This window comes from Sphingomonas sp. AP28, assembly GCF_056680455.1.
The window spans coordinates 137,163-156,421 of record NZ_JBWXQI010000004.1 but is presented as its reverse complement, the minus strand read 5'-3'; the positions used below and the strand labels follow the sequence as shown (position 1 = coordinate 156,421).

15 protein-coding genes and 1 pseudogene are annotated in these 19,259 nt (G+C 61.9%); 10 read left to right on the top strand and 6 right to left on the bottom strand.

Features of this window, described 5'->3' with window-relative positions; genetic code table 11:
• Positions 1 to 82: 82 nt before the first annotated feature.
• Both AC1MH0_RS23030 and AC1MH0_RS23025 read right to left on the bottom strand, forming a co-directional pair.
• Positions 83 to 895, bottom strand: coding sequence for a WecB/TagA/CpsF family glycosyltransferase (locus tag AC1MH0_RS23030; protein ID WP_480966381.1), 813 nt, complete (start codon positions 893 to 895; stop codon positions 83 to 85).
• The gene (locus tag AC1MH0_RS23025; protein ID WP_480966380.1) at positions 892 to 2,439 is read right to left on the bottom strand and encodes a tetratricopeptide repeat protein; all 1,548 of its coding nucleotides are present in this window, start codon (positions 2,437 to 2,439) and stop codon (positions 892 to 894) included. Before AC1MH0_RS23025 ends, AC1MH0_RS23030 begins: the two co-directional genes overlap by 4 nt.
• A 223-nt stretch (positions 2,440 to 2,662) precedes the next feature.
• Between AC1MH0_RS23025 and AC1MH0_RS23020 the strand changes: the two genes are divergently transcribed.
• Genes AC1MH0_RS23020 through AC1MH0_RS23005 form a run of 4 tightly spaced genes read left to right on the top strand, consistent with a single transcriptional unit; the run spans position 2,663 to position 6,809 of the window.
• On the top strand, positions 2,663 to 3,238 hold the full coding sequence (locus AC1MH0_RS23020) for a polysaccharide biosynthesis/export family protein (RefSeq protein ID WP_480966379.1): 576 nt from the start codon (positions 2,663 to 2,665) through the stop codon (positions 3,236 to 3,238).
• Positions 3,235 to 4,542, top strand: coding sequence for a hypothetical protein (locus tag AC1MH0_RS23015; RefSeq protein WP_480966378.1), 1,308 nt, complete (start codon positions 3,235 to 3,237; stop codon positions 4,540 to 4,542). The genes AC1MH0_RS23020 and AC1MH0_RS23015 overlap by 4 nt, the downstream gene beginning before the upstream one ends.
• Positions 4,539 to 5,981 carry a GumC family protein gene (locus AC1MH0_RS23010; protein ID WP_480966377.1) on the top strand — a complete coding sequence of 481 codons (1,443 nt, stop codon included), beginning with the start codon at positions 4,539 to 4,541 and terminating at the stop codon, positions 5,979 to 5,981. Before AC1MH0_RS23015 ends, AC1MH0_RS23010 begins: the two co-directional genes overlap by 4 nt.
• 9 nt (positions 5,982 to 5,990) lie before the next feature.
• On the top strand, positions 5,991 to 6,809 hold the full coding sequence (locus AC1MH0_RS23005; protein ID WP_480966376.1) for a CpsD/CapB family tyrosine-protein kinase: 819 nt from the start codon (positions 5,991 to 5,993) through the stop codon (positions 6,807 to 6,809).
• A 57-nt stretch (positions 6,810 to 6,866) separates the two neighbouring features.
• Here AC1MH0_RS23005 and AC1MH0_RS23000 read toward each other — a convergent pair whose 3' ends face one another.
• Together AC1MH0_RS23000 and AC1MH0_RS22995 are read right to left on the bottom strand one after the other, a co-directional pair.
• The gene (locus AC1MH0_RS23000; RefSeq protein WP_480966375.1) at positions 6,867 to 7,895 is read right to left on the bottom strand and encodes a glycosyltransferase family 2 protein; all 1,029 of its coding nucleotides are present in this window, start codon (positions 7,893 to 7,895) and stop codon (positions 6,867 to 6,869) included.
• Positions 7,896 to 7,956: 61 nt separating this feature from the next.
• Complete coding sequence (locus AC1MH0_RS22995) at positions 7,957 to 8,931, bottom strand: glycosyltransferase family protein (RefSeq protein ID WP_480966374.1); 975 nt, start codon at positions 8,929 to 8,931, stop codon at positions 7,957 to 7,959.
• A gap of 231 nt (positions 8,932 to 9,162) precedes the next feature.
• Between AC1MH0_RS22995 and AC1MH0_RS22990 the strand changes: the two genes are divergently transcribed.
• The 3 genes from AC1MH0_RS22990 (at position 9,163) to AC1MH0_RS22980 (ending at position 12,792) form a co-directional block, all read left to right on the top strand.
• Complete coding sequence (locus tag AC1MH0_RS22990) at positions 9,163 to 10,074, top strand: hypothetical protein (protein WP_480966373.1); 912 nt, start codon at positions 9,163 to 9,165, stop codon at positions 10,072 to 10,074.
• A 126-nt stretch (positions 10,075 to 10,200) separates the two neighbouring features.
• Positions 10,201 to 11,241 carry a glycosyltransferase family 2 protein gene (locus AC1MH0_RS22985; RefSeq protein ID WP_480966372.1) on the top strand — a complete coding sequence of 347 codons (1,041 nt, stop codon included), beginning with the start codon at positions 10,201 to 10,203 and terminating at the stop codon, positions 11,239 to 11,241.
• A 93-nt stretch (positions 11,242 to 11,334) separates the two neighbouring features.
• Positions 11,335 to 12,792: an oligosaccharide flippase family protein gene (locus AC1MH0_RS22980; RefSeq protein ID WP_480966371.1), complete on the top strand. Its 1,458-nt coding sequence runs from the start codon at positions 11,335 to 11,337 to the stop codon at positions 12,790 to 12,792.
• A gap of 15 nt (positions 12,793 to 12,807) precedes the next feature.
• Here the strand turns inward: AC1MH0_RS22980 and AC1MH0_RS22975 are convergent, their stop codons facing one another.
• Positions 12,808 to 13,932 (bottom strand): glycosyltransferase, encoded by a 1,125-nt coding sequence (locus tag AC1MH0_RS22975; protein ID WP_480966370.1) that lies wholly within the window; start codon positions 13,930 to 13,932, stop codon positions 12,808 to 12,810.
• Between the two features lie 597 nt (positions 13,933 to 14,529).
• On the opposite strand from AC1MH0_RS22975, the gene AC1MH0_RS22970 reads away from it, so the two are divergent.
• The 3 genes and pseudogenes from AC1MH0_RS22970 (at position 14,530) to AC1MH0_RS22960 (ending at position 17,885) form a co-directional block, all read left to right on the top strand.
• Complete coding sequence (locus AC1MH0_RS22970; protein ID WP_480966369.1) at positions 14,530 to 16,122, top strand: DUF1996 domain-containing protein; 1,593 nt, start codon at positions 14,530 to 14,532, stop codon at positions 16,120 to 16,122.
• 525 nt (positions 16,123 to 16,647) lie between these two features.
• Positions 16,648 to 16,788, top strand: a pseudogene (locus AC1MH0_RS22965) (PEPxxWA-CTERM sorting domain-containing protein); the annotation flags it as partial.
• A 491-nt stretch (positions 16,789 to 17,279) separates the two neighbouring features.
• Positions 17,280 to 17,885 carry a helix-turn-helix domain-containing protein gene (locus AC1MH0_RS22960; RefSeq protein ID WP_480966368.1) on the top strand — a complete coding sequence of 202 codons (606 nt, stop codon included), beginning with the start codon at positions 17,280 to 17,282 and terminating at the stop codon, positions 17,883 to 17,885.
• Between the two features lie 67 nt (positions 17,886 to 17,952).
• On the opposite strand, the gene AC1MH0_RS22955 is transcribed toward AC1MH0_RS22960, so the two are convergent.
• A complete protein-coding gene (locus tag AC1MH0_RS22955; RefSeq protein WP_480966367.1) occupies positions 17,953 to 19,209 on the bottom strand; it encodes an NF038122 family metalloprotease in 1,257 nt (418 codons plus the stop codon).
• Between the last annotated feature and the right edge of the window lie 50 nt (positions 19,210 to 19,259).

Below are 19,259 nucleotides of genomic sequence, written 5' to 3'. Positions count from 1 at the left end.
TGACACTTCGGGCTATGCCGAGCAGGTCTAACCTCTAGGGCATCAGGCGTGAAGAAGGTAATATCCACCAATCTGTGCGATTCTAGCGACGCCGGGCCCAGATTAGAAAAATGCGCGGGCCTTCGACCAAATAACGCCGCCACAGCCGCCGTGGCTCGCTCGCAAGGCGGAACAGCCATTCCAGGCCGCACCGCTGCATCCAGTACGGTGCGCGCCGCTTGTCACCGACGATGAATTCAAGAGAGGCGCCGATGCACAGGCCCACACCGCGCGACTGCCCGGCGCGCAGGCAGCGGTGCGCGATGATCTCGCTCTGTGGTGCGCCAATCGCGAAGAACACGATATCAGCGCAGGCCTCCGCCACAAAACGCTCAATCTCGACGAGGGCGGCTTCGTCGCGCAGCGCATCCATCGGCGGGCAAAGCTGGATGAAGCGCGCCTGCGGCACGCGCCGCTGGAGCGCAGACAGTAGCGCTGCCTGGCCGCCGACGATTACGATCGTCCGCGCCACGATTCGCGGATCAGCAAGTACTGCCTGCGTCAGGTCGCTTCCCGGCACGAGCTGCAAATCGTGTCCCGACAGCCGCCCCAGTCCCCTGAGTATCCGGCTGTCGCAGAGCACTAGCGCAGCCGCGTCGTAAGCGGCGACGAACGCGGCGCCAATCGGATCACTGAGCACCGGACCCAACGTCGGGTCCGGTGCCACAGGTCGGACCGCGGGATGTGCCGCTCGATCAAGCCGTACGACGTGGTCGACGTTAGGCGTTACGACATACGAAAAGACCGGGGCGTCCGCCCGCGCGAACACCGCGTCGATCGCCGCGTCGAACGACAAATTTGCGATCGGGAGATCGAGGAAGTCGGTCTTCGACGCCGACGGTGCGGTGGTGGTCAATCTAGCCGCCCAATTAGCGCGACCGGAGGCGGTGTACCGGGGGCAAGGTCGAGCCCGAATTGCGCGCGCGCTCGCTTAAGTCCGTCCGCCGCCTCGGTCCGGCAATCACCGCCACCCGCCTGCGCGCAGACTGTGCCATACCAGGCCCAGCCGGCAATCAGCGACGGGGAATCGAGCCCGAACCGCCGCGCCACTTCGACGGCGTGCGCCTTGTCGCCGGTGCGCAGTAGCTGCATGACATAGGCGCGGGCGAGCGGCAGGCTTTGAGGCATCGCCTGGCGACCGCTTTCGAACGCGCGGCGAACACCCTCAGGCTTGTTCGCGGCTGCATAGGCGCGGGCCAGGCCGAGATAGCCTTCTTCCCATTCAGGATAGTCCCGGATGACGCGCTGATAATCTATAATCGCGATACTCGGGTCGTTGCGCGCCAATGTCGTGTCGGCACGAACCAGCAGCGCAGCACCGTTGTCGGTATCACTGTCCAGAATGCGGATCGCGGCATCGCGTGCCGTAACCGCTGCCGAACCGCCCGCCGGCCCTGCCGACGCGACTGCCCGCGCGTAGGTGGCCTGGACATCGCTTGACCAGCCAGTTGCGATTGGCTGCAGCAGGGCCGCCGCGACGGCGCCGCGCCCCGTCGCCACATAAAAGCGCGCCAACGCCAAACGGGTATCAACCGACGCCTTGGCAGCAGCTTGCGCAAGCTGGTCGGGGGTCAGCGCGGCTTGGTCATAGGCGTACCAAAGTCGGGCATAGCGCGTTGCCTCGCGCGTATCCTCGTTCGGCTCCGCGATCAGCGATGCGGTCTCGACGCGTGCCTCGTCGATCCGGCCGAGCCGGTACAGCGTATCGACCAGGTCGAAGCGATAGTCGCGGTTGGCGGGGGCCAGTTCGCGGATTCGGCGCAGCGACGCCAGGAATGCGCCGGCATCGCCGTTCCGCCGCTGCAATTCGGCTAGCGCCATCGTCAGCTCCAGCGTCGGCCCCTGTTTGGCAATACCAGTCTCGACCAGCTTAAGCGCTGCGGCGCGATCGCCTTGTAACGCTAGTGCCCGAGACTTGAGGATAATCGCCGCCATATCGCCGGGCTTGAGCGCAAGGATCCGGTCGCTGAACGCAATTGCCCCGTCGAGGTCGTTACGGACCATCTTGCCGATGCCCTTGATTAGCATCGCGTCGGTCTGGTTGGGATCAAGCGCGAGGATCTTGTCGGCCGCTTCATCGGCCTCCTTGAGATGGCCAGATCCCATCCCGGTCTGCGCCGCGCCCATCAGCGCCTCAGGGTTGGTTGCCTCAAGCGCGAGTACATTGGCAAAGGCACGATAGGCATCCGCGCGTTTACCCAGCGCTAGTGCGATCCGTGCCTGGACCAAGAAAACGCCGGGCAGATCGTCGCGTTCACGCACAGCGCGACCGATCAGTTCCTGCGCCTGTCCGGGCTGGCCGGAATCAAGCAGCTGCTGTGCTTGGGCCGCCATGTCGGCGACCTGCTGTTCGCTCGCGGCGCACGCCAGCAACGGCGCTGCAAGAAGCACCGACCACATTCGGATAATTATGGCGCGCTGAGGACCCATCACAACCCTCTCGTAATTGGCTGCGATGGAATCGCAACAGTGCAAATTCCTGGTAACCCTCCTTTCAGCCTCGCCAGTTATGGGAAAAGCCGATAGGAAGTTGCTCAAGGGTATAAAGGGAAATGCAATGTCGATACTTTCGTGGCGGCGCGTGCTAACGACGGCTGTGCTTGTCAGCGTGATCGCGCCAACAGTGGCGGCGCAAACCGTGCAAGAGGTAACGCCCACCGCCGCCCCCCCCGTCGTTCGCGGCGCAGGCGTCATGCCTTACCGGATTAACGCCGGCGACGAGATCGAGATCTACGTCTGGAACGAAGAGCGGCTGCAACGCCAAATCCGCGTACTGCCAGACGGTACCATCGCAATGCCGCTGGTCGGCCAAATCTATGCGCAGGGACTGTTGCCCGAACAGCTGCAGGAGGCGATCTCGAAGCGGCTCTCCGGCCAGTACCGCAGCGCAGTACCGCAGGTGACGGTGTCGGTGCGAAATCCCAGCGGGCTACAATTCTCGATTGTCGGCAAGGTCAAAAACCCCGGATCGTTTACCCCCGGCCGCTACGTCAACTTGCTCGAGGCGCTCAGCCTCGCCGGTGGTCCATCCGAATTTGCCAATCTGGACAGCATCTCGATCGTTCGTAAGACTGGTAACACGATCACCAGCATTCGCGCCCGCCTAGCCGGGGTGATGCGCAACGGCGTGCCGAGCGACGCTGCAGGAGACAAATTGATCCCCCGCATCGAGAGCGGCGATACGATCATCGTCCCATGAGCAGACCTATCATCTCCTCCGCGCGGCGCCCTCTCGACTGGCCGCTGACCCGGCCAGCCGCTGCGCTGGCCGTGTCGCTTGCTGTCATGCCGCTCGTTGCCGCGCCTGCCCTCGCGCAGAGCCAGGTTGGCGCCGACCTATCCGCCAGGGCGGGCATCTCGACGAATCCGTTTCTTAGTCCAGGTTCGACCCCCACCGCGGCAACCGAGACGATCGGCATCCGGCCGAGCTGGACAATGGAACGCCCGTTGACCAGCCTGCGGGTCGATGGCAACGCCGAGATTACGTTCTACGACAAGAACTACGGCACCAACGAGAACCTAAACGTTCAGGGTTCGGGGACACACCGGCTAAGCGAGTACATGACGCTCAACGCCGCACTTAGCTATACCAACTCAATCGTCGGCACCTTTACCGGGCTTGGCGTGCCGTTCGGTACCTCGTTGCCCGGCACGGTCATCCCAACGCCGATTACGGGCGGTGGTACCGCTCTGCCCGTCGTCCTACCTGATCTGCCCAACGCCATCATAGATCCGTCGCTCGGCGGCATCGGCCGGCGTCGACAAGTCTACATGGCCTCCGGCGGACTCTCGACTGCTCTCTCGTTACGCGACCAGCTCACGGTCAACATGACGGCTACGGCGAACCGCTCCAAGGACGCGAACGTCGAGGACTTCAACTACATGACGCCCACCATCGCCTATTCGCGCGCGCTCGGCGAAAAGTTGAATGTCGGCGCCAGCTTCTCGGTCGGCTTCACCGACTATCTCGGCACTAGCTTCGGCGATGCGACGATCTATCAGCCATCGCTGACGGTGCGGCGCACGATCAGCGATCGCTGGTCTCTGTCGGCTGCCCTCGGCGCGGCAATCGTCAGCATGAAAGAATTCGGTTCGAGCCGGACCTCGGTCAGCTTTAATGGTAGCGCCGACCTGTGCCGCCGCGACGAGCGCCTGTCGACGTGCCTCAGCGCATCGCGGCAGACTGTACCCTCGTCGTTCCAAGGCGTTCGCACTCAGACCAGCGCCTCCGGGTCGCTCGCCTATCGGCTGAGCGCACGTGACGACGTGTCGGTCAGTGCCGGCTATTCGCGCGCCAGCGATCCGATCCAGCGTCTGCCGGGGATCACGCGTGACGGTTCGGTTGATTTCGCAACTGCCAGCGCCAGCTATTCGCGGCGTTTCGCACCTTCGCTGTGGGGCAACGTTGCGCTCGGCTACGCGAAGACGTTCGACAACGCCACCCGGATCGGTGCCAACATGACCGCGCTGGTCGGTGTAACGTATAGGCTTGGCAGACCATGAAGCATGACGACGAATTTGACGCCGAACAGAGTGGCGGCGGCTCGCTGATCAGCCACATTCCGGCGATCATCTGGCAACGGCGCTGGTACGTCGTCATACCCGCGGTGGTGGCGTCGATCCTGGGCCTCGCTGCGGCGATCCTGCTGCCCGCCCGCTATACCTCGACCGCGACTTTGCTGGTGCAGTCTTCGTCGCTGCCGCAGGCGATCGCAGGGGGCAATCCAGACGACGTCATTGATCGCCGCATCGCGCGCATCCGCGAGCGGGTGTTAAGCCGTCCCGAACTAATCGACCTCGTCAACCGGTACCAGTTGTACCCTCGCGAGCGGGCCGACGCAGCGATGTCCGACATCGTCGACACGATGCGCAAGGCGGTTACCATCGCACCCCTCGGCTCCGAACTTCAGCAGCAGGCCAACGGCAGCGCGACGATAGCCTTCACGCTCTCCTATTCCTATGCCGATCCAGTCAAGGCGCAGTCGGTCGCACAGGATCTGAGCGAACAGGTCCTCCAGCTCGACGCGACGCAGTCGACGCAGCAGGCCGATGCGACAGTGCAGTTCCTCAGCGACCAAGCCAGAACGCTGCAACAGCAGATTGGAGAGCAAGAACGCCAGATTGCCGGGATCAAGGCCGCCAACGGCACAGTCCTGTCGAGCGCGGGCGTGACAATGATGGGTGCCGGAAGCGGTGGCTACGATGTCCAGATCGCCGCTCTACAGCGCGAAAATTCGCAGCTCATAAGCCAACGCAGCCTAGTCCGGTCCGCGGACACCCGTGATCCTATCGTCGCGCAGGCGGAAGCCCAGCTCGCCGCGGCGCAGGCAGTCTATTCCGACGACCATCCCGACGTGCGGCTTGCCCGCCAACGGCTGGCCGAAGCCAAAAATCTGGCGCGTAAGAACGTCGCTAACGTGCCGGTGCAATCAATTGACGACCAGGTTGCGTTCAATAATCGTCAGATCGCCGCGCTCCGTTCCGCCCAGGCGGGCGATTCCGCGCGGCTCAACGCGACCGTTGGCGCGCAGTCGCGGGCACCGGTCATTCTCCAGCAAGTGGCGCAGTTGCAACAGAAGCTCGACGGCCTCAATGAGCAGTTCAAGGGCGTGTCGGACCGGCTCTTTCAAGCGCGCGCCGGCGTGAAGGCCGAGAACGAACAGCTCGGCGAACGGCTGTCGATCGTTGATCCGCCGGTGGTCCCTGACGAGCCCAGCTTTCCTAAGCGGTGGATGTTGATCGTCGGTGGCCCACTCGCCGGGCTTGCGCTTGGATTGGTGCTGGTCGGACTGGTTGAATTGGTGATGCGGCCAATCCGTGATCCCAATGTATTGACCCAGCTGTTCGGCGAAGTTCCGTTGGGTGTTATCCCTACGGTGACCGCTAAAAATGTGGCCAAGAGGCGGCAATGGTTCCGCTTCTGGCGCAAGGCAAAAGGTTAGGATCGCGACGTGACCGATCATCTTCATTCAACGGCATCGCGTGGCGACAGTGCGATCGCGCAGGTCGTAACCATTCCGCACGCGGTGCAGCTGCCGGTACTCGACCTCGATCCCACGCATCTTGCCAGGCGCAAAATCGTCGGCTTCGAATCGCGCGACATCCGTTCGCGGGCGTTCAACCTGTTCCGTTCTCAGATCACCAAGCGGATGAGTCAGCGCGGCGTCAAGGTGGTCGGCATCACGTCGGCCGCGCCGAATGCGGGTAAGTCGTTTATTTCGACCAACCTTGCCGCAGCGCTATCGCGGATGCCTGATCGCGAAGTCTATCTGTTTGACTTTGATCTGCGTCGCGGCTCGCTTGCGCGTGAAATTGGCTTGAAAACAGGCCGCGGCCTAGGGCTGTTCCTTGAAGGCAAGGTCAACGACCTTCGCGACATCGGGCATCGCGTCGGCGAGGACGGCTTCGCCTTTTTCCCGTGCTTCGCCAGCATGGATCGCTCGGCCGAGCTGTTCGCGAGCGAGCGGTTCAAGGCATTGGCGATCGCAATGCGAGCGCTGCCCGACAATGCGATCGTAATCTGCGACCTGCCGCCCGCCTTTGCCAACGACGACACTGCGGTGATCTGCGAGCATCTCGACGCCTATCTGATGGTTGTCGAACAAGGCGTCACCACGCGCAAGCAGGTGATCGGCACACGCGAGATGCTGCAACCGACTCCGTGTCTGGGCAGCGTGCTGAACCGCTACGACGGGGGCTGGTCTGATCCGTATGATTATGGCGGCTACGGGAACAAATACACGAAATATTACGACCGCCAGGAAACCTGAGCACGCGTTGGCCGGTAAGGACGGTCGATGAGAGTAGCGATCAGATGCATAGCACGGTCATTTGTACGAAATCGTATCACCGATGGCGCCAGCCGCGCAACGTTTGAAGTACACTAGTGCGCCCCACGCTTCAGCCGCCTTGCCCAGCGTCAACAGACCGGCGCGCTGCCAGGAGAAGACGTGGGTCGCACCGAACTTCATCGCTAGCCGCGCTATTTGCGCGGCGTATACGAGCGGCGCGATCAGCCACGCCGCGGGATGGATCGCCAAGCCGGCGACGATCGACAGCGCGACCGGAGACAACGTCCAGACGCTCGCGCGCAACAGTTCGCGGCGATAGAGCGCATGCTTCCCCCTCCGCGTCGCTTGCCACGCCTGCGCATAGCCGAAGCCGCTGCGCACCGCGCGATTCCACCATTGCGATAACCGCGTCATCGCTGCGTCGTGAACAGTCATTTCAATATCAAGGCGGCGGATTTGCCATCCCGCACCCCGGAGTCGCGTGCACAATTCGGGCTCTTCGCCCGCGATCAGCGCGGCGTCAAAACCGCCAACCGCGCGATAAGCAGCTATCCGGAACAGTGCATCGCCACCGCAGGCATCAGCATCCCCAACCTGCGTGTCCCATTCCAGATCCGCCATCGCGTTATAAGGCGACGACCCAGGCGAACGCTCGCGGCGTCGCCCGCAGGCAACCGCATAGCCGTGGCTTTCTTCCAAAAACCGATGTGCGGCAGGGATCCATGCGGGTGCAAGGGTACAGTCGCCATCGACGAACTGGACATAGGTGAGTTTCGGGTTCGCCACGAAGAGCGCTTCGGCGCCTTCGAGACGCGCGCGCGCCGCGGTGAACGGCCGCATAAGATCAAGGTTGAGGACGCGTGCCCCCGCGGCGTGTGCGACCGCTTGGCTGCCGTCTGTCGAATCACTGTCCACATAAACCACCGGCAGCCCGAGCGCCGAGGTCGAGCAAAGACACGCAATGAGCCGCGCGCCCTCGTTGCGTCCGATCACGACCACGCCGACGGCTGTGGCGAGATCAATCATGCGATGTCGCCGTCGTCGATCTAAGCGAGCCTCGTCCATCACCAATCATCACCGTGTTCTCCAAGGCGTGCGTGTACGACCGACCGTAGCTTCGACACGCCTAACGTTCGAGTAGGAAGTCAGTAACCGCCCGCTGCCAATGATGCCGGCCATGCGCGGCCTCGGCCGCCGCGATGCCAGCCCTCGCCTCATCGCGCAGCGCTATGTGATTGTCGTAGGCAGCGCCGATTAGTGCAGCCAGCGCCTGCGGATCGCCCGGCGGGCAGGTGCAGTCATCGGCGATATAGTCGCGTGTCGCGAGCGAGAAGGTCGATACTGTTGGGACGCCCAGTAGCTTGGCGGCGACCAGCGTGATGTGCCCGCAACATGTGTCGCGGGTTAGCAGTGGTAGCGCCATCAGCCGCGATTCCTGCGCAATCCGCCACGCCATCGGTGCCGGGATATCGCACAGTACCCGGACGTTCGGCGCATCGGGTCCGATCGCATTATAGGTTCGCGCGATCACCACGAAGGTGATGTGCGGCAGCAGCCGCGCCGCTTTGGACAGCGTTGCATAGTCGCGGCCTTCGCCGCCCAACGCGCAGACATAGGACTGACCGGTAAACGGCGTCGGAGCAATTCCGACTTCGGGCGTTGCCTGCGCCCACAGCATCGACTGGATCCGGTCGGCCGCGATCTCGAAATGCCCGGCGTACAGGTCGACCTCGTAACGCGAGAAGGTGATGAATTGATCGACCCGGCTAAGTACGCTCCGGAATAGCTCAAGGCTGGGTCCAGCCGGCAGCCGGGTAAAGTTGAACGAGAAGCCAAGATGGCGCGACCGGTTGCGCGAGAGTTTTTGCAAGCCTGCGACAGTCGCGGTCAGCCGCGGCAGATGCGTGATGATCGGATCGCCCCGCGACAGCGCGACCGCCTGCGCTGCGGCACGAATGCGCGACAGCCGCGGCCGAGTGATCCGTCGCTCCAGCGCATTCCGGGGCAGCGCCGACACGTCCTGTGACACGAAGCCCTCACCCAAATCGACGAACGGCGATCCCTCGGGATTCAATTCGTAAGCGCTGACGTACCGATGCATCGTATCCCTTTATCCGGGTGATTGATCGGTGCATAGGCCGACTTCGGGACCGCCGCGGACAAGCCTTGGGTAAGACGGCGCGGGGTGACTTGTCGTCATTTACATCGTTCGCAATGCCCGTCAGAGGAGAGGGGTGGCGGGCGGTTCGCCAATACGAGGTTATGCGTGCCGGATCCGACGACTTTCGTTTGCGCCATCGAATCGGGTCGGCTCGAGGACGAGACACTGCTGATGGTGCGATCACTGCGCACGTTCGGTGGCAGCTTGCGCAACGGGCCCGTGATGGCAGTGATGGGGCGAACCGGCCCGGCGCTGCGTCGGGATATTCGCGACGAATTGCACCGGCTAGGCGTCGAAATTGTCACATCGCCGATCGGCGAGAACCGCTATCCCTGGTTCGGCTATTCCAACAAGATCATGGCGGTCGAAACTGCGGATCGCTTGGCGAAGACGCCGGTGGTGACGTGGCTCGACAGCGACGTGCTGATCGCCTCGGACCCGTCGGGGCTGCTGCTTGCCGACGACGAGGATTTCGCGGCGCGCACCGAACCGCTGAACGCCGCGGTAAGCAGCGCAGACCGGCGCAGCGAGCCCTATTGGATCGCGCTGTGCGACGTGATCGGCGTCGATTATGCGCGCCTGCCGTGGCTGTCCGACGATACCGGCAACAGGCTCGTCTATTTCAACTCGGGTGTGTTCTCCTGGCGGCGCGCTTCAGGATTCGCGGCGGATTATGTCCTTGCCTTCTGGCGCCTGCTCGACAGCAGGATAGCGCTGCCCAACGGATCGTTCTTCTCAGCCGACCAAGTCACCTTGTCGCCGGTGATGACCAGGCTCCGGCTGCGCTGGCGCCATCTCTCGCACTGCGACCACCATATGCTGTTCCCGCCGCTGCTCGACCGGGGGCCGTCAATCGGCGTTTCCGCCGTCCTGCACTATTCGCGGTCGATGCAGCCCCCGCATCGCTCGGTCATGCTCGACCGGGTCGCGCGCGAACATCCCGAGTTGGGACGATGGCTGCACGACAACGTGGTCGAACCCAGGGCGACGCCGCGCGGCGTCGCCCTGAACCGCTGGATCCTGCGCAAATGGCGGGGCCTACACTGGGCGCTGTACGCGCGGCGAATTAAAATCATCGCCTGACAGTGGCGACCTCGTCCGGGTTGTTGCCGGCACCGGCGGGCGTTAAGGCGGGACGCGGCTGGGCGAGGCATCACGGGACGCCAAGGCAGTCAGTACGACCGCGGTAGTTGCCAAGGGAATAACGATGTGAATCAACCGCGTTCCGGTCCGTCGATCTCGATCGCCATGGCGACTTACAATGGCGAACGCTTTATCCTTGAGCAGTTGCAGAGCATCGCCGCGCAAACACGGCTACCCACCGAGATTGTCGTCAGCGACGACGGATCGACCGATGCAACGCTGGCGATGGTTGAGCGCTTCGCGGCAACTGCCCCGTTCGAAGTACGGATCATGCCGCCCCATGCGCGGCTCGGTTTCGCCGACAATTTCCTGCATGCTGCCGAGCATTGCCGCGGCGACTTCGTTGCGCTCAGCGACCAGGACGACCAATGGTTGCCCGACAAACTGGCGCTGACCGCCCAGCGAATGACCGACGACGCCAGCCTGCTGGCGATCCACCCGCTTATCGTCACCGATGCTGCTCTCGCCCCCGTGGGACTGACTTGGAACCAGGGGATCAACGCCGACCGCGTGATCGAGCCGCTGGCCCTTGATCCTTACAACACTGGATTTGGCAATTCGATGATGTTCGATCGCGCGGTATTGCAACCAATCTCGCGCGGCGACCGGCCGCAACAACCCGACCAGCCGCACCTGCCCCTGTCGCACGACCACTGGATCTATACGCTTTGCGCCGCCCTAGGCCGTATATCCCATGTCGCAACACCGCTGCTGTGCTATCGACAGCACGGCAGCAATACCTACGGGCTGAAGCGCCGGCCGCTGTCCAACCGCCTTTACAGTGCGATCACCGTGCCCGAGGAGCGCTTTCGCGAGGAAGCGGCGTTCGACGCTGAGATGGCGCGGCTGTTCGCCGGCGTCGGCGGTGGCACCGGCCGCTTTGCTGCCCCGGCGGTACGCGCAGCAGAGACATACCGGCAGCGCGCGTTCTTGTGCGAACAGCGCGAGCGGACCTACACCGCGGATCGCCTGTCGGATCGTTTTGGCGCCTTCCGTAACAGCCGTTCGATCCCATTTTATCGGCCATGGATCGGCTCGACATTCAAGGAGATTGTGTTTGGCGTAACGGGCCTGAGCAGGCTTGCTAAACGCCACGCTGGTCGCTGACCTGCGCAAGCATCCTGTACCGTTGGGGAAGATAGGCTAAGGGGCGAGCACCGGACCCGGGGCCGGCGACCGGGCGCCAGGAGTTTTACGTCGATGTCGTATCGTAAGTCGCTATCCTGGCTAGGCATCGCTCAAGCGACTTCGTTCCTGCTACAATTCGCCTTTTCGGTCATTCTCGCGCGGTATCTGAGCCCGTACGAGATGGGAATCTTCGCGGTCGCGACCGCGCTGGTTGGCGTGCTGTCGATCATTCAGCAGGTCAGCCTGCCCGCGCTAATTGTCCGCGAGCGCATCCTCACCGAGGATTTCACCCGCACCGCCTTCACCGTCAATGCGGTGCTGACGATCCTTCTCGCGCTGGGCATTGTGGCGTTCAGCGTCTTCGGCGCTGCGGCGATGCACGCGCCAGGGGTGAAGAACGTGCTGCTGGTGCTGGCGGTGACGCCGTTGTTCAGCATTGTCTCGTTTCTGCCGATGGCGCAGCTGGAGCGCGAGGGTCGCTTCAAGGCGCTCGCGCTAATTTCCACCGCGTCGAGTATCACTAACGCCCTCGTGGGTGTCGGCCTTGTGGTCGCCGGGCTCGGCTATATGAGTATTGCCTATGCACAGCTCGCAAGCGGCGCCGTGCTGGCGTTGCTCGGCACCTATGCCGGCCGACACCATGCGCGTTACCAGTTCAGCTTGACCTCGTGGCGTCGCATCCTAGAATTTAGCCTGCAGATGCTCGCGGTCGCCGGCATCCACGGCCTCGGCCAGCGGTTCTCCGAACTGATGATCGGCCGGATGCTGGGGCTGAGCGCTCTGGGTCTCTACAATCGCGCCGCAGGCATGAATAACCTGCTCTGGCACAACATCAATCTGGTCGTCGGCCGGGTCGTACTTGTCGATTTCTCGGACGTTCATCGCCGCGGCGAAAGGCTGCGCGACCGCTATTTGCAGACGGTTGCAATCATCACCGCAATCCTATGGCCTGCCTTCGCCGGGCTCGCGGTGATCGCCAAGCCATTCGTCATTCTCGTCTACGGGGCGAAATGGGCGCCCGCGGTGGTGCCGTTCGCGTTCCTGGCGCTGACCTCGATCCTGCTGTCATCCATCACGATGACGTGGGAATTGTTCACCGCGACCAACCGGTTGCGCGACCAGACCCGGCTAGAGACGATCCGCGCGTCGATAGGTATCGCCATGTTTGCGGTCGGCTGCACGATCGGCCTCGAGGCCGCAGCTGCCAGCCGCGCGCTCGAGGCGGCTTTCGCGATCTGGCTCTATCGCCCCTATCTCAACAGCATGACGCAAACGTCGGGACACGATTTCACCCGCACCTATCTCGGCAGCGCTCTGCTTACGCTGCTCGCGATTGCGCCGTCGGGCGTGTTGATGCTGACCACACCGACGGGCATCCCTTCTGTGCCTCTGCTGGCGGGAGCAATCGTGCTTGGTGTGGTAATGTGGATCGCAGGCCTTGCGATGCTCAAGCACCCGCTGTTGCATGAGCTGAAGCTAATCGCGGCGCTGGCGACCCGCCGCCTGCCGGGCCAGGCGCGCACGCTCTGAGCGCTGATACTACGCTCATATGGGCGGCGGACAGCTGAACGTATCGACTACGCGGCGCGAGAAAGCGTCAAGGCTGTAAGCGTGTTCGGCAGCCTCACGGCCGCGCTCCGCCATGGCTGTAGACCGGTCGGGCTCAGCAAACACGGCCTCGATTGCGCGGACCCACTCGTCGGCGTGGCGCGCGACGAGCAGATGGTCGTCGCGGATCAGAACGTCGGCAAATCCTTGATAGGCGAAGTCCGAAACGACGGTCGGCCGGCCGTTCATCAGCGCCTCGACCACCTTGATCTGTGTCCCGCTGCCCGACATGATCGGGCAGACGATGACGTCGGCTCGGCGATATTCCGTGGCGAGGTCGTCGACGAAGCCGCGCATCGTTACCGGCCCGGCGATCGCGTCCAGCTCGGGCTTGTGATAGCGGCCGATGGCGTGGAACGCGACGTCGGGGAAGCGCTCCACGATCCGCGGCAGGATGGTGCGCACGAACCAGGTCAGGCCCTGCTCGTTGGGCGGATAGGAATAGATGCCGACCATCAGGATTCGTCGGCCCGCAGGCGCCCCCGGATCCAGGCCCGGTGCGACTGCGGCCCCGGCGTTGAGTGCGGCGAAGCGCCGGGCGGTGTTGGGCAGCATGGCGACCCGCGCACCGGGAACGGCTACGCGATCCCGAGGATCGACCAGCCAGATCGTAAACATTCGTCGCGCGGCGACACGAATCGCCTCCGCCCGAATCCAGACGAAGACCCGACGGGCGAGCGACCGGCCCGCCCCATTCTGGCGCAGATCGTCGCCGTCGACAACGAGCCTGCGATGGGCCGTAGGCGAAACCAGCATCGCGGTACGCAGATAGCGCGCTACGATGAAGTCGTAGCGGTTCGCCGCGTCAGCGGCGGCGATCATCCGGCGCGCCACACCCTGCTGACGCAGCTTTTCACGGCGCCCGGCGGAATAGGCGGTAGCGACCATCATCACCCGATCATCGTCCCATTCGTCGCGAACGCAAGAAGCAATGTCCTGTTTGACGACGATCGTATCGACAATGGCGATTTGCTGCAGCGCATCGCGGATATAATTGCTGCGCTGGTTGCCACCCGATGAGAAATCACCCGGGTTGGCAATCGAAAGGAACAGGATCCTCATGCCGCGACCACTGCGTGGTGGGCGAACGACGGTTTTGCCGGCGCGTTCGCCGGACCGGATGGCCGATTAACGGCAGGGGGACTGTCTTGAGCCATGCTTTCCATTCTTCCGATCAGGCCCGAACCGGTTAGCGCAATCGGCGCGCCAGGCGAACCGCCTGTTCGCTGGTCAATGAGCGGAAATCCAGGCAGCCGGTCGCCCGCATAGCAAATGCATTTAATGTCTGTAGCCGGTATCGCCATAAGCCGAAAAATTCACAGGTTATATACTTACCTTCGGCTGACGATCTCCCGGATATAAGCACAACAATTACGGTTCTCTACCTGCCAGTATATTGAATTAAGAACTGAGCACAATTGGTCCAGATTTGACGATCTGCTCATCATTCGCCCGTCAGGGATCCGTAAAAGCCCTCGTCCCACCGCCCGCGCGAAGAACCGCCGGCTGTTTTTAATAACGTAACCGCTGCGTTTACCAAATGTATTCTCGGTGTGGATACCGGTGGCATGCTTTTGTTCCCGCGAACAAATCCGTGGCTACATGCCGCCGCGGAGTGGTCCGATAACGGCGTTCCGCCGTACTCATTGGGGGGCTTCAGTGCTAAAAATCATCGCCTCGGCCACGGGGCTGCTTTGTGTAGGCGTGGCATTCGCTGCCAACTTTGCATCTGGCACCTTGTCGATACCGCCTGTGACGATCATCACCGCGCCGCTGGCGGCGCTGACGGCAAAACTGCCTTCGTCCGCTACCGTTACGCCCAACTGGGTGGATTGTGCGCGGGAAGGGCAGACGTGCAACGTCTCGGGCACCGTGCTCGTCCGTTATGGCGTGGGCGACCAGGTCGTCACACGCGAGGTCACCGGCCAGTTTGTCTGCGGCAATGCGCTGTTCGGAGATCCCTCGTACGGCGTCGTCAAATCCTGCTCCTATGCGACGGTAGCGACGCCCGCGCAGTGGATCACCTGCGCGAACGAGGACCAGACCTGCATCGTGCCGGGCACGACGCAGGTGCGCTACGGAGCGCGCGACGTCTTCGCGTACAAAGAAGTGACCGACAAGATAACGTGCAGCAACGGGATGTTCGGTGATCCCGTCTATGGCGTCGCTAAGACCTGCGCCTATCGCCTGACGGCGACCGTTACGGCTCCGGCAGGACCAAGTTTGGTTGAACTCGCATCAATCCCCAGTAACTTCGACGTCAACAAGTACCTTGTCCCGGCGTGGGGCTCGGGGGCTATTCCGGCTAGCAATACCCCCGACGTCGTCGGTGCGTTCCGCTTCATCTGCAACCCCGGTCAGGTGCTTGCCGACGATCCGATCGTCTACCCTGGGCAGGCGGGCCGCTCGCATCTCCATCAATTCTTCGGCAACACCGCGGCAAACGCCAATTCTACTTATGCTAGCCTGCGGACGACGGGTGATAGTACCTGCAACAACATCCTCAATCGCTCGGCCTATTGGATTCCGGCGATGATGAACGGCAAGGGCAAGGTAGTGCGCCCCGATTACGTATCGATCTACTACAAGCGCCGGCCAGCCAACGATCCTGAATGCATGCGGATGGCGACCAAGGGCTGCCGTGATCTGCCACGGGGGCTGCGCTACATATTCGGCTACAATATGACAACGGACGTACCCGGCAGCGCATTCTACTACAATTGCGACGGAGCGACCGGTACGCCGGGACATTATCCCGACATCGTCTCGGCGGCCAAAGCCTGCCCTGTTGGCAACCGGCTGGGTGTGGTCATCAGCGGTCCCGAATGCTGGGACGGCAAGAGCCTCGACACCGCTGACCATCGCAGCCACATGACCTACCCGGACTATGGCTCATGGGGTTACGAGAAGTGCCCGGAAACGCACCCCTATGTCATCCCGGCGTTCACGCTGGGCGCGTGGTACACGACCGACGCCGATCTGGACCGTTCGGGTCAGTGGAACGCGAACAAGACGACGTGGCGCCTGTCGTCCGATGTCATGGCTGGCATGGCGCCCAAGCGTCCTGGCACAACGATGCATGCCGACTGGTTCGGTGCTTGGGACGACGACGTCATGAAAATGTGGAACGGCAACTGCATTGACAAACTGCTCAACTGTTCGGGCGGCGACCTTGGCAACGGCAAGCAACTGCGGATGTACGACGGCTTTTCGTGGGATGCCAATCCGCGGCTAATCGATCCCCCCGCTTGATCCGCCCGTATAGGCGAACGTCATGACCTGTCGCCGGCCACCCAATGGCGGCCAGCGACAGTCTTTCGTCACGCGGACCGCGTGATCACACGCCGACGGCGGTAGCGCAACGCTCCGCCGAGAATGCCAAAGCCGAGGATCATCTCTGCAGCCAGCTCGCCGCTTCCGGCACCGCGGCTGCGGCGGCAAAGTTACGATAACCAGTGGGTCGAAGTCGTCCGGTTTGCCAATACTCCTCCCGCTTTTACGACCACGACGAATGCGTTCACCAATTTGGGCTTCTTCGCCAACCAGAACGGTGCGTCCTCCATCGCGACGTCAATCGGCATCAATACCGGCGACATCATCGGCATCCTCGGCTCGCGCTCGCTCAGCAGTATTAACAGCTATGCCACCGGTCCTTTCACCTCCACGATTGGTGGCTTACCGGTGACGATCCAGCGTTTGGGCTTCCAAGATTCGCTTGCGAACGGTCCTGCTCATGACCTGTTCTCAGACCCCACCTCGCAGAATTACAGCCGAATTAACTTCTCCTACTCTGCGGCGGCAACTCCGGGCGCTGTGCCTGAGCCCGCGACGTGGGCAATGATGCTCCTCGGCATGGGTGCAGTCGGCTTTGCAATGCGTCGCAAGTCTAAGGTCACGACCAAGGTTGCCTACGCATAAAATTTATTTAAGATTAAAGACTTAGGTTGAAGAAAGTCCGTCGCCCCGGAGCAGGGGGCGGCGGCTTTTCTATTGTATCGCTTGCACATTTTTTAGCGCAGTCTTCCAGTCCGTAGCGCAGCCAAGATTCCTTTGACTGCACCGCAGCTTTTAACTTGATTAGGGTACATGCAAGATCACGATGATCCGGCAGTGTGCATTTCGCGACAATGAAAGGCCCCTCATTGCCGGTGGGTAGGCACGATACCTTCTTCCCCATGGTCAAACCGGCAAGCAAGCCCTTTGCACTTGTCGAAACACGCGCCCCTACCTCCAGCCCGGCAATGCGTATCGAGTCTTGTCGTTGCAAACGATCGTGGTGCCATCAGGCACGTTGGTAACGAGACAGATAATTACGGCAGCCATCATGATCGGCGATCCTCTGCAATGGCCTTGGAAACAATCGGCCTTATCTGCCTTGCTCACTATGACCAAGCCGTGGATCGCCCGCCGTGTTCGATGAAAACTATGTCGAGCGGCTGATGCTCGCCATCCCCAAAGCCGTCGTCGCAGAAGCGCCAGAAGGGGCCGTAGAGGACGATGAAGTCTTTTTTGGCTCCCGACACCTGGCCAACGCGCTACTCATGGCTCTAGCGAGCGCCCAAGAGCGATTTGGGGACTGTTCGACACCGCAGGGGATCGGCGACAATAAGGGATTAGGCGTAAGCCAGGAGGCGTTCGCGGCTAAGATCAATCGCCATCAACAGTTCGTGTCGCGGTATGAAACCGGGGAGCGGCGACTGGACGTTGTCGAGCTTGTGGATATCGCCTATCTGATCCCGGAGCTCACACCGGGCGTCGTCTACACGATCGAGAAGAGCGACGGCAAGGTGTGGTTCTCGTCGGACCGGATGGCCGGCATGCGAATGCCGGGCGGGTCGACCTTCCACGCTGATTATATGAAAGGCTGGGAGCCGAAGGCGCGCGAAACCTGGAACCGCAACTGCATCGGTAGGCTGCTCAACTGCTCTGACGGCGAACTCGGCGAGCGTACCATGCTAAAGCGTGGTACGCTCGACTATCACGCTTCGCGTTTGATGGTCGCACCGGCGCTTTAAGCCGCGAACATGACAAAGCCGCCACCCTCTAGCGAGGGGGCGGCCTGTCGTCAGTCTATTTGGTCGCTTACGAAGCCGCGATCGCGCGCACGTAGTTCGTGAAGTTCACTTCCGACACCTTGATCCGGCGACGCATGGCGAAGCCGACGGCGCCCATGCCAAGGATCATCATCGCCCACGTCGCTGGCTCTGGAACTGCCGCTGCGTAAACCTGCGCGGTAGTCACGCGATAGCCAGGGTTGGCAAGCACATCGACATTAGCATTCCAGCCGATTGTATCAAAAGCGGCGAGATCAAGCGCTGTGATCTCCTGCATCTGTCCACGGCCAGAGGTCGGATCAAGCACTCCAAGCTGCGGAGCGCCCGCGGTGCTATCCTTCCAGTGCGATGCCTGCTGTCCATCGCCGTTGAGCCGACCCATTGAGAAGCGAGAGTCGACGTTGAACTGGCTGACGCCGCCATCAACTGAGAAGTACGGGGTATTTTGGGTCGACCAATCAAGGTTACCGGCCGAGCTGTAACGGTACAGATCCAATGAGTTCATTACGACGAAGTTTTCAAGCGAACTCAAGCTGGTGCCGACCGTTTGGCCTGGTGCGGTGCGCGCATCGACCGTATCCACACCAGATGTGAAGCCCAGTGCATGTCCGATCTCATGAATGGCGACGCCGATGAAATCGAATGCGCTAGACGTGATGCCATTAGACGGGTCGAAGTCGAAGGAAAAAAGGTTGCTAAATGTAATGCTTGCGTCAGCACTGCCGTAATTAATTGCCGCGCCGTTCACATCGGTCGTTAAACCGAGCGCTTTGGCATTCGCCTTCGTAACCGCTAGGGTCGAGTTGTTGACCGAGCCATCATTGTCGATACGGGTAGACAAATCAGTATAACCGTTAGCCGCATTCACGCCATTGGCGAAACCGTTGGAAATGGCAGAAACCGCCCCGGCACCGGTAACCGATGTGCTCGTGCCCAAACCGGGGAGATTGCTGTATGCAAACGCATCAAGGGCGCTCGTTCGATCAGCTGCCGAGGCAGTGTAATACTGGTTCATTGTAATCAGAGAGCGTGTGCTGCCTGTCGAACCCAGAATACCTGTTCCTAGTGCCGAGAACCCGATATTTAGGTTCATTGTGATATTATCAGTCAATACTGATGACCAGTAGCCGGCCGCTATCTCGAACCCGCGACGTGCCTCGGTTCCTTGAGCGGTACCACCTGTGTCGATAAGATTGAATACCACCGCTTGTGCTGGAACGGCTGCCAAAATTGCAGCGCCTGCGCCGAGCGCGAGCAGCAATTTCTTTTGAAAAGACCCCATCATTTACATTCCCCCTTGGCGCCATGCGGAAGCTCCGCTTCTAGAGCAGCAAG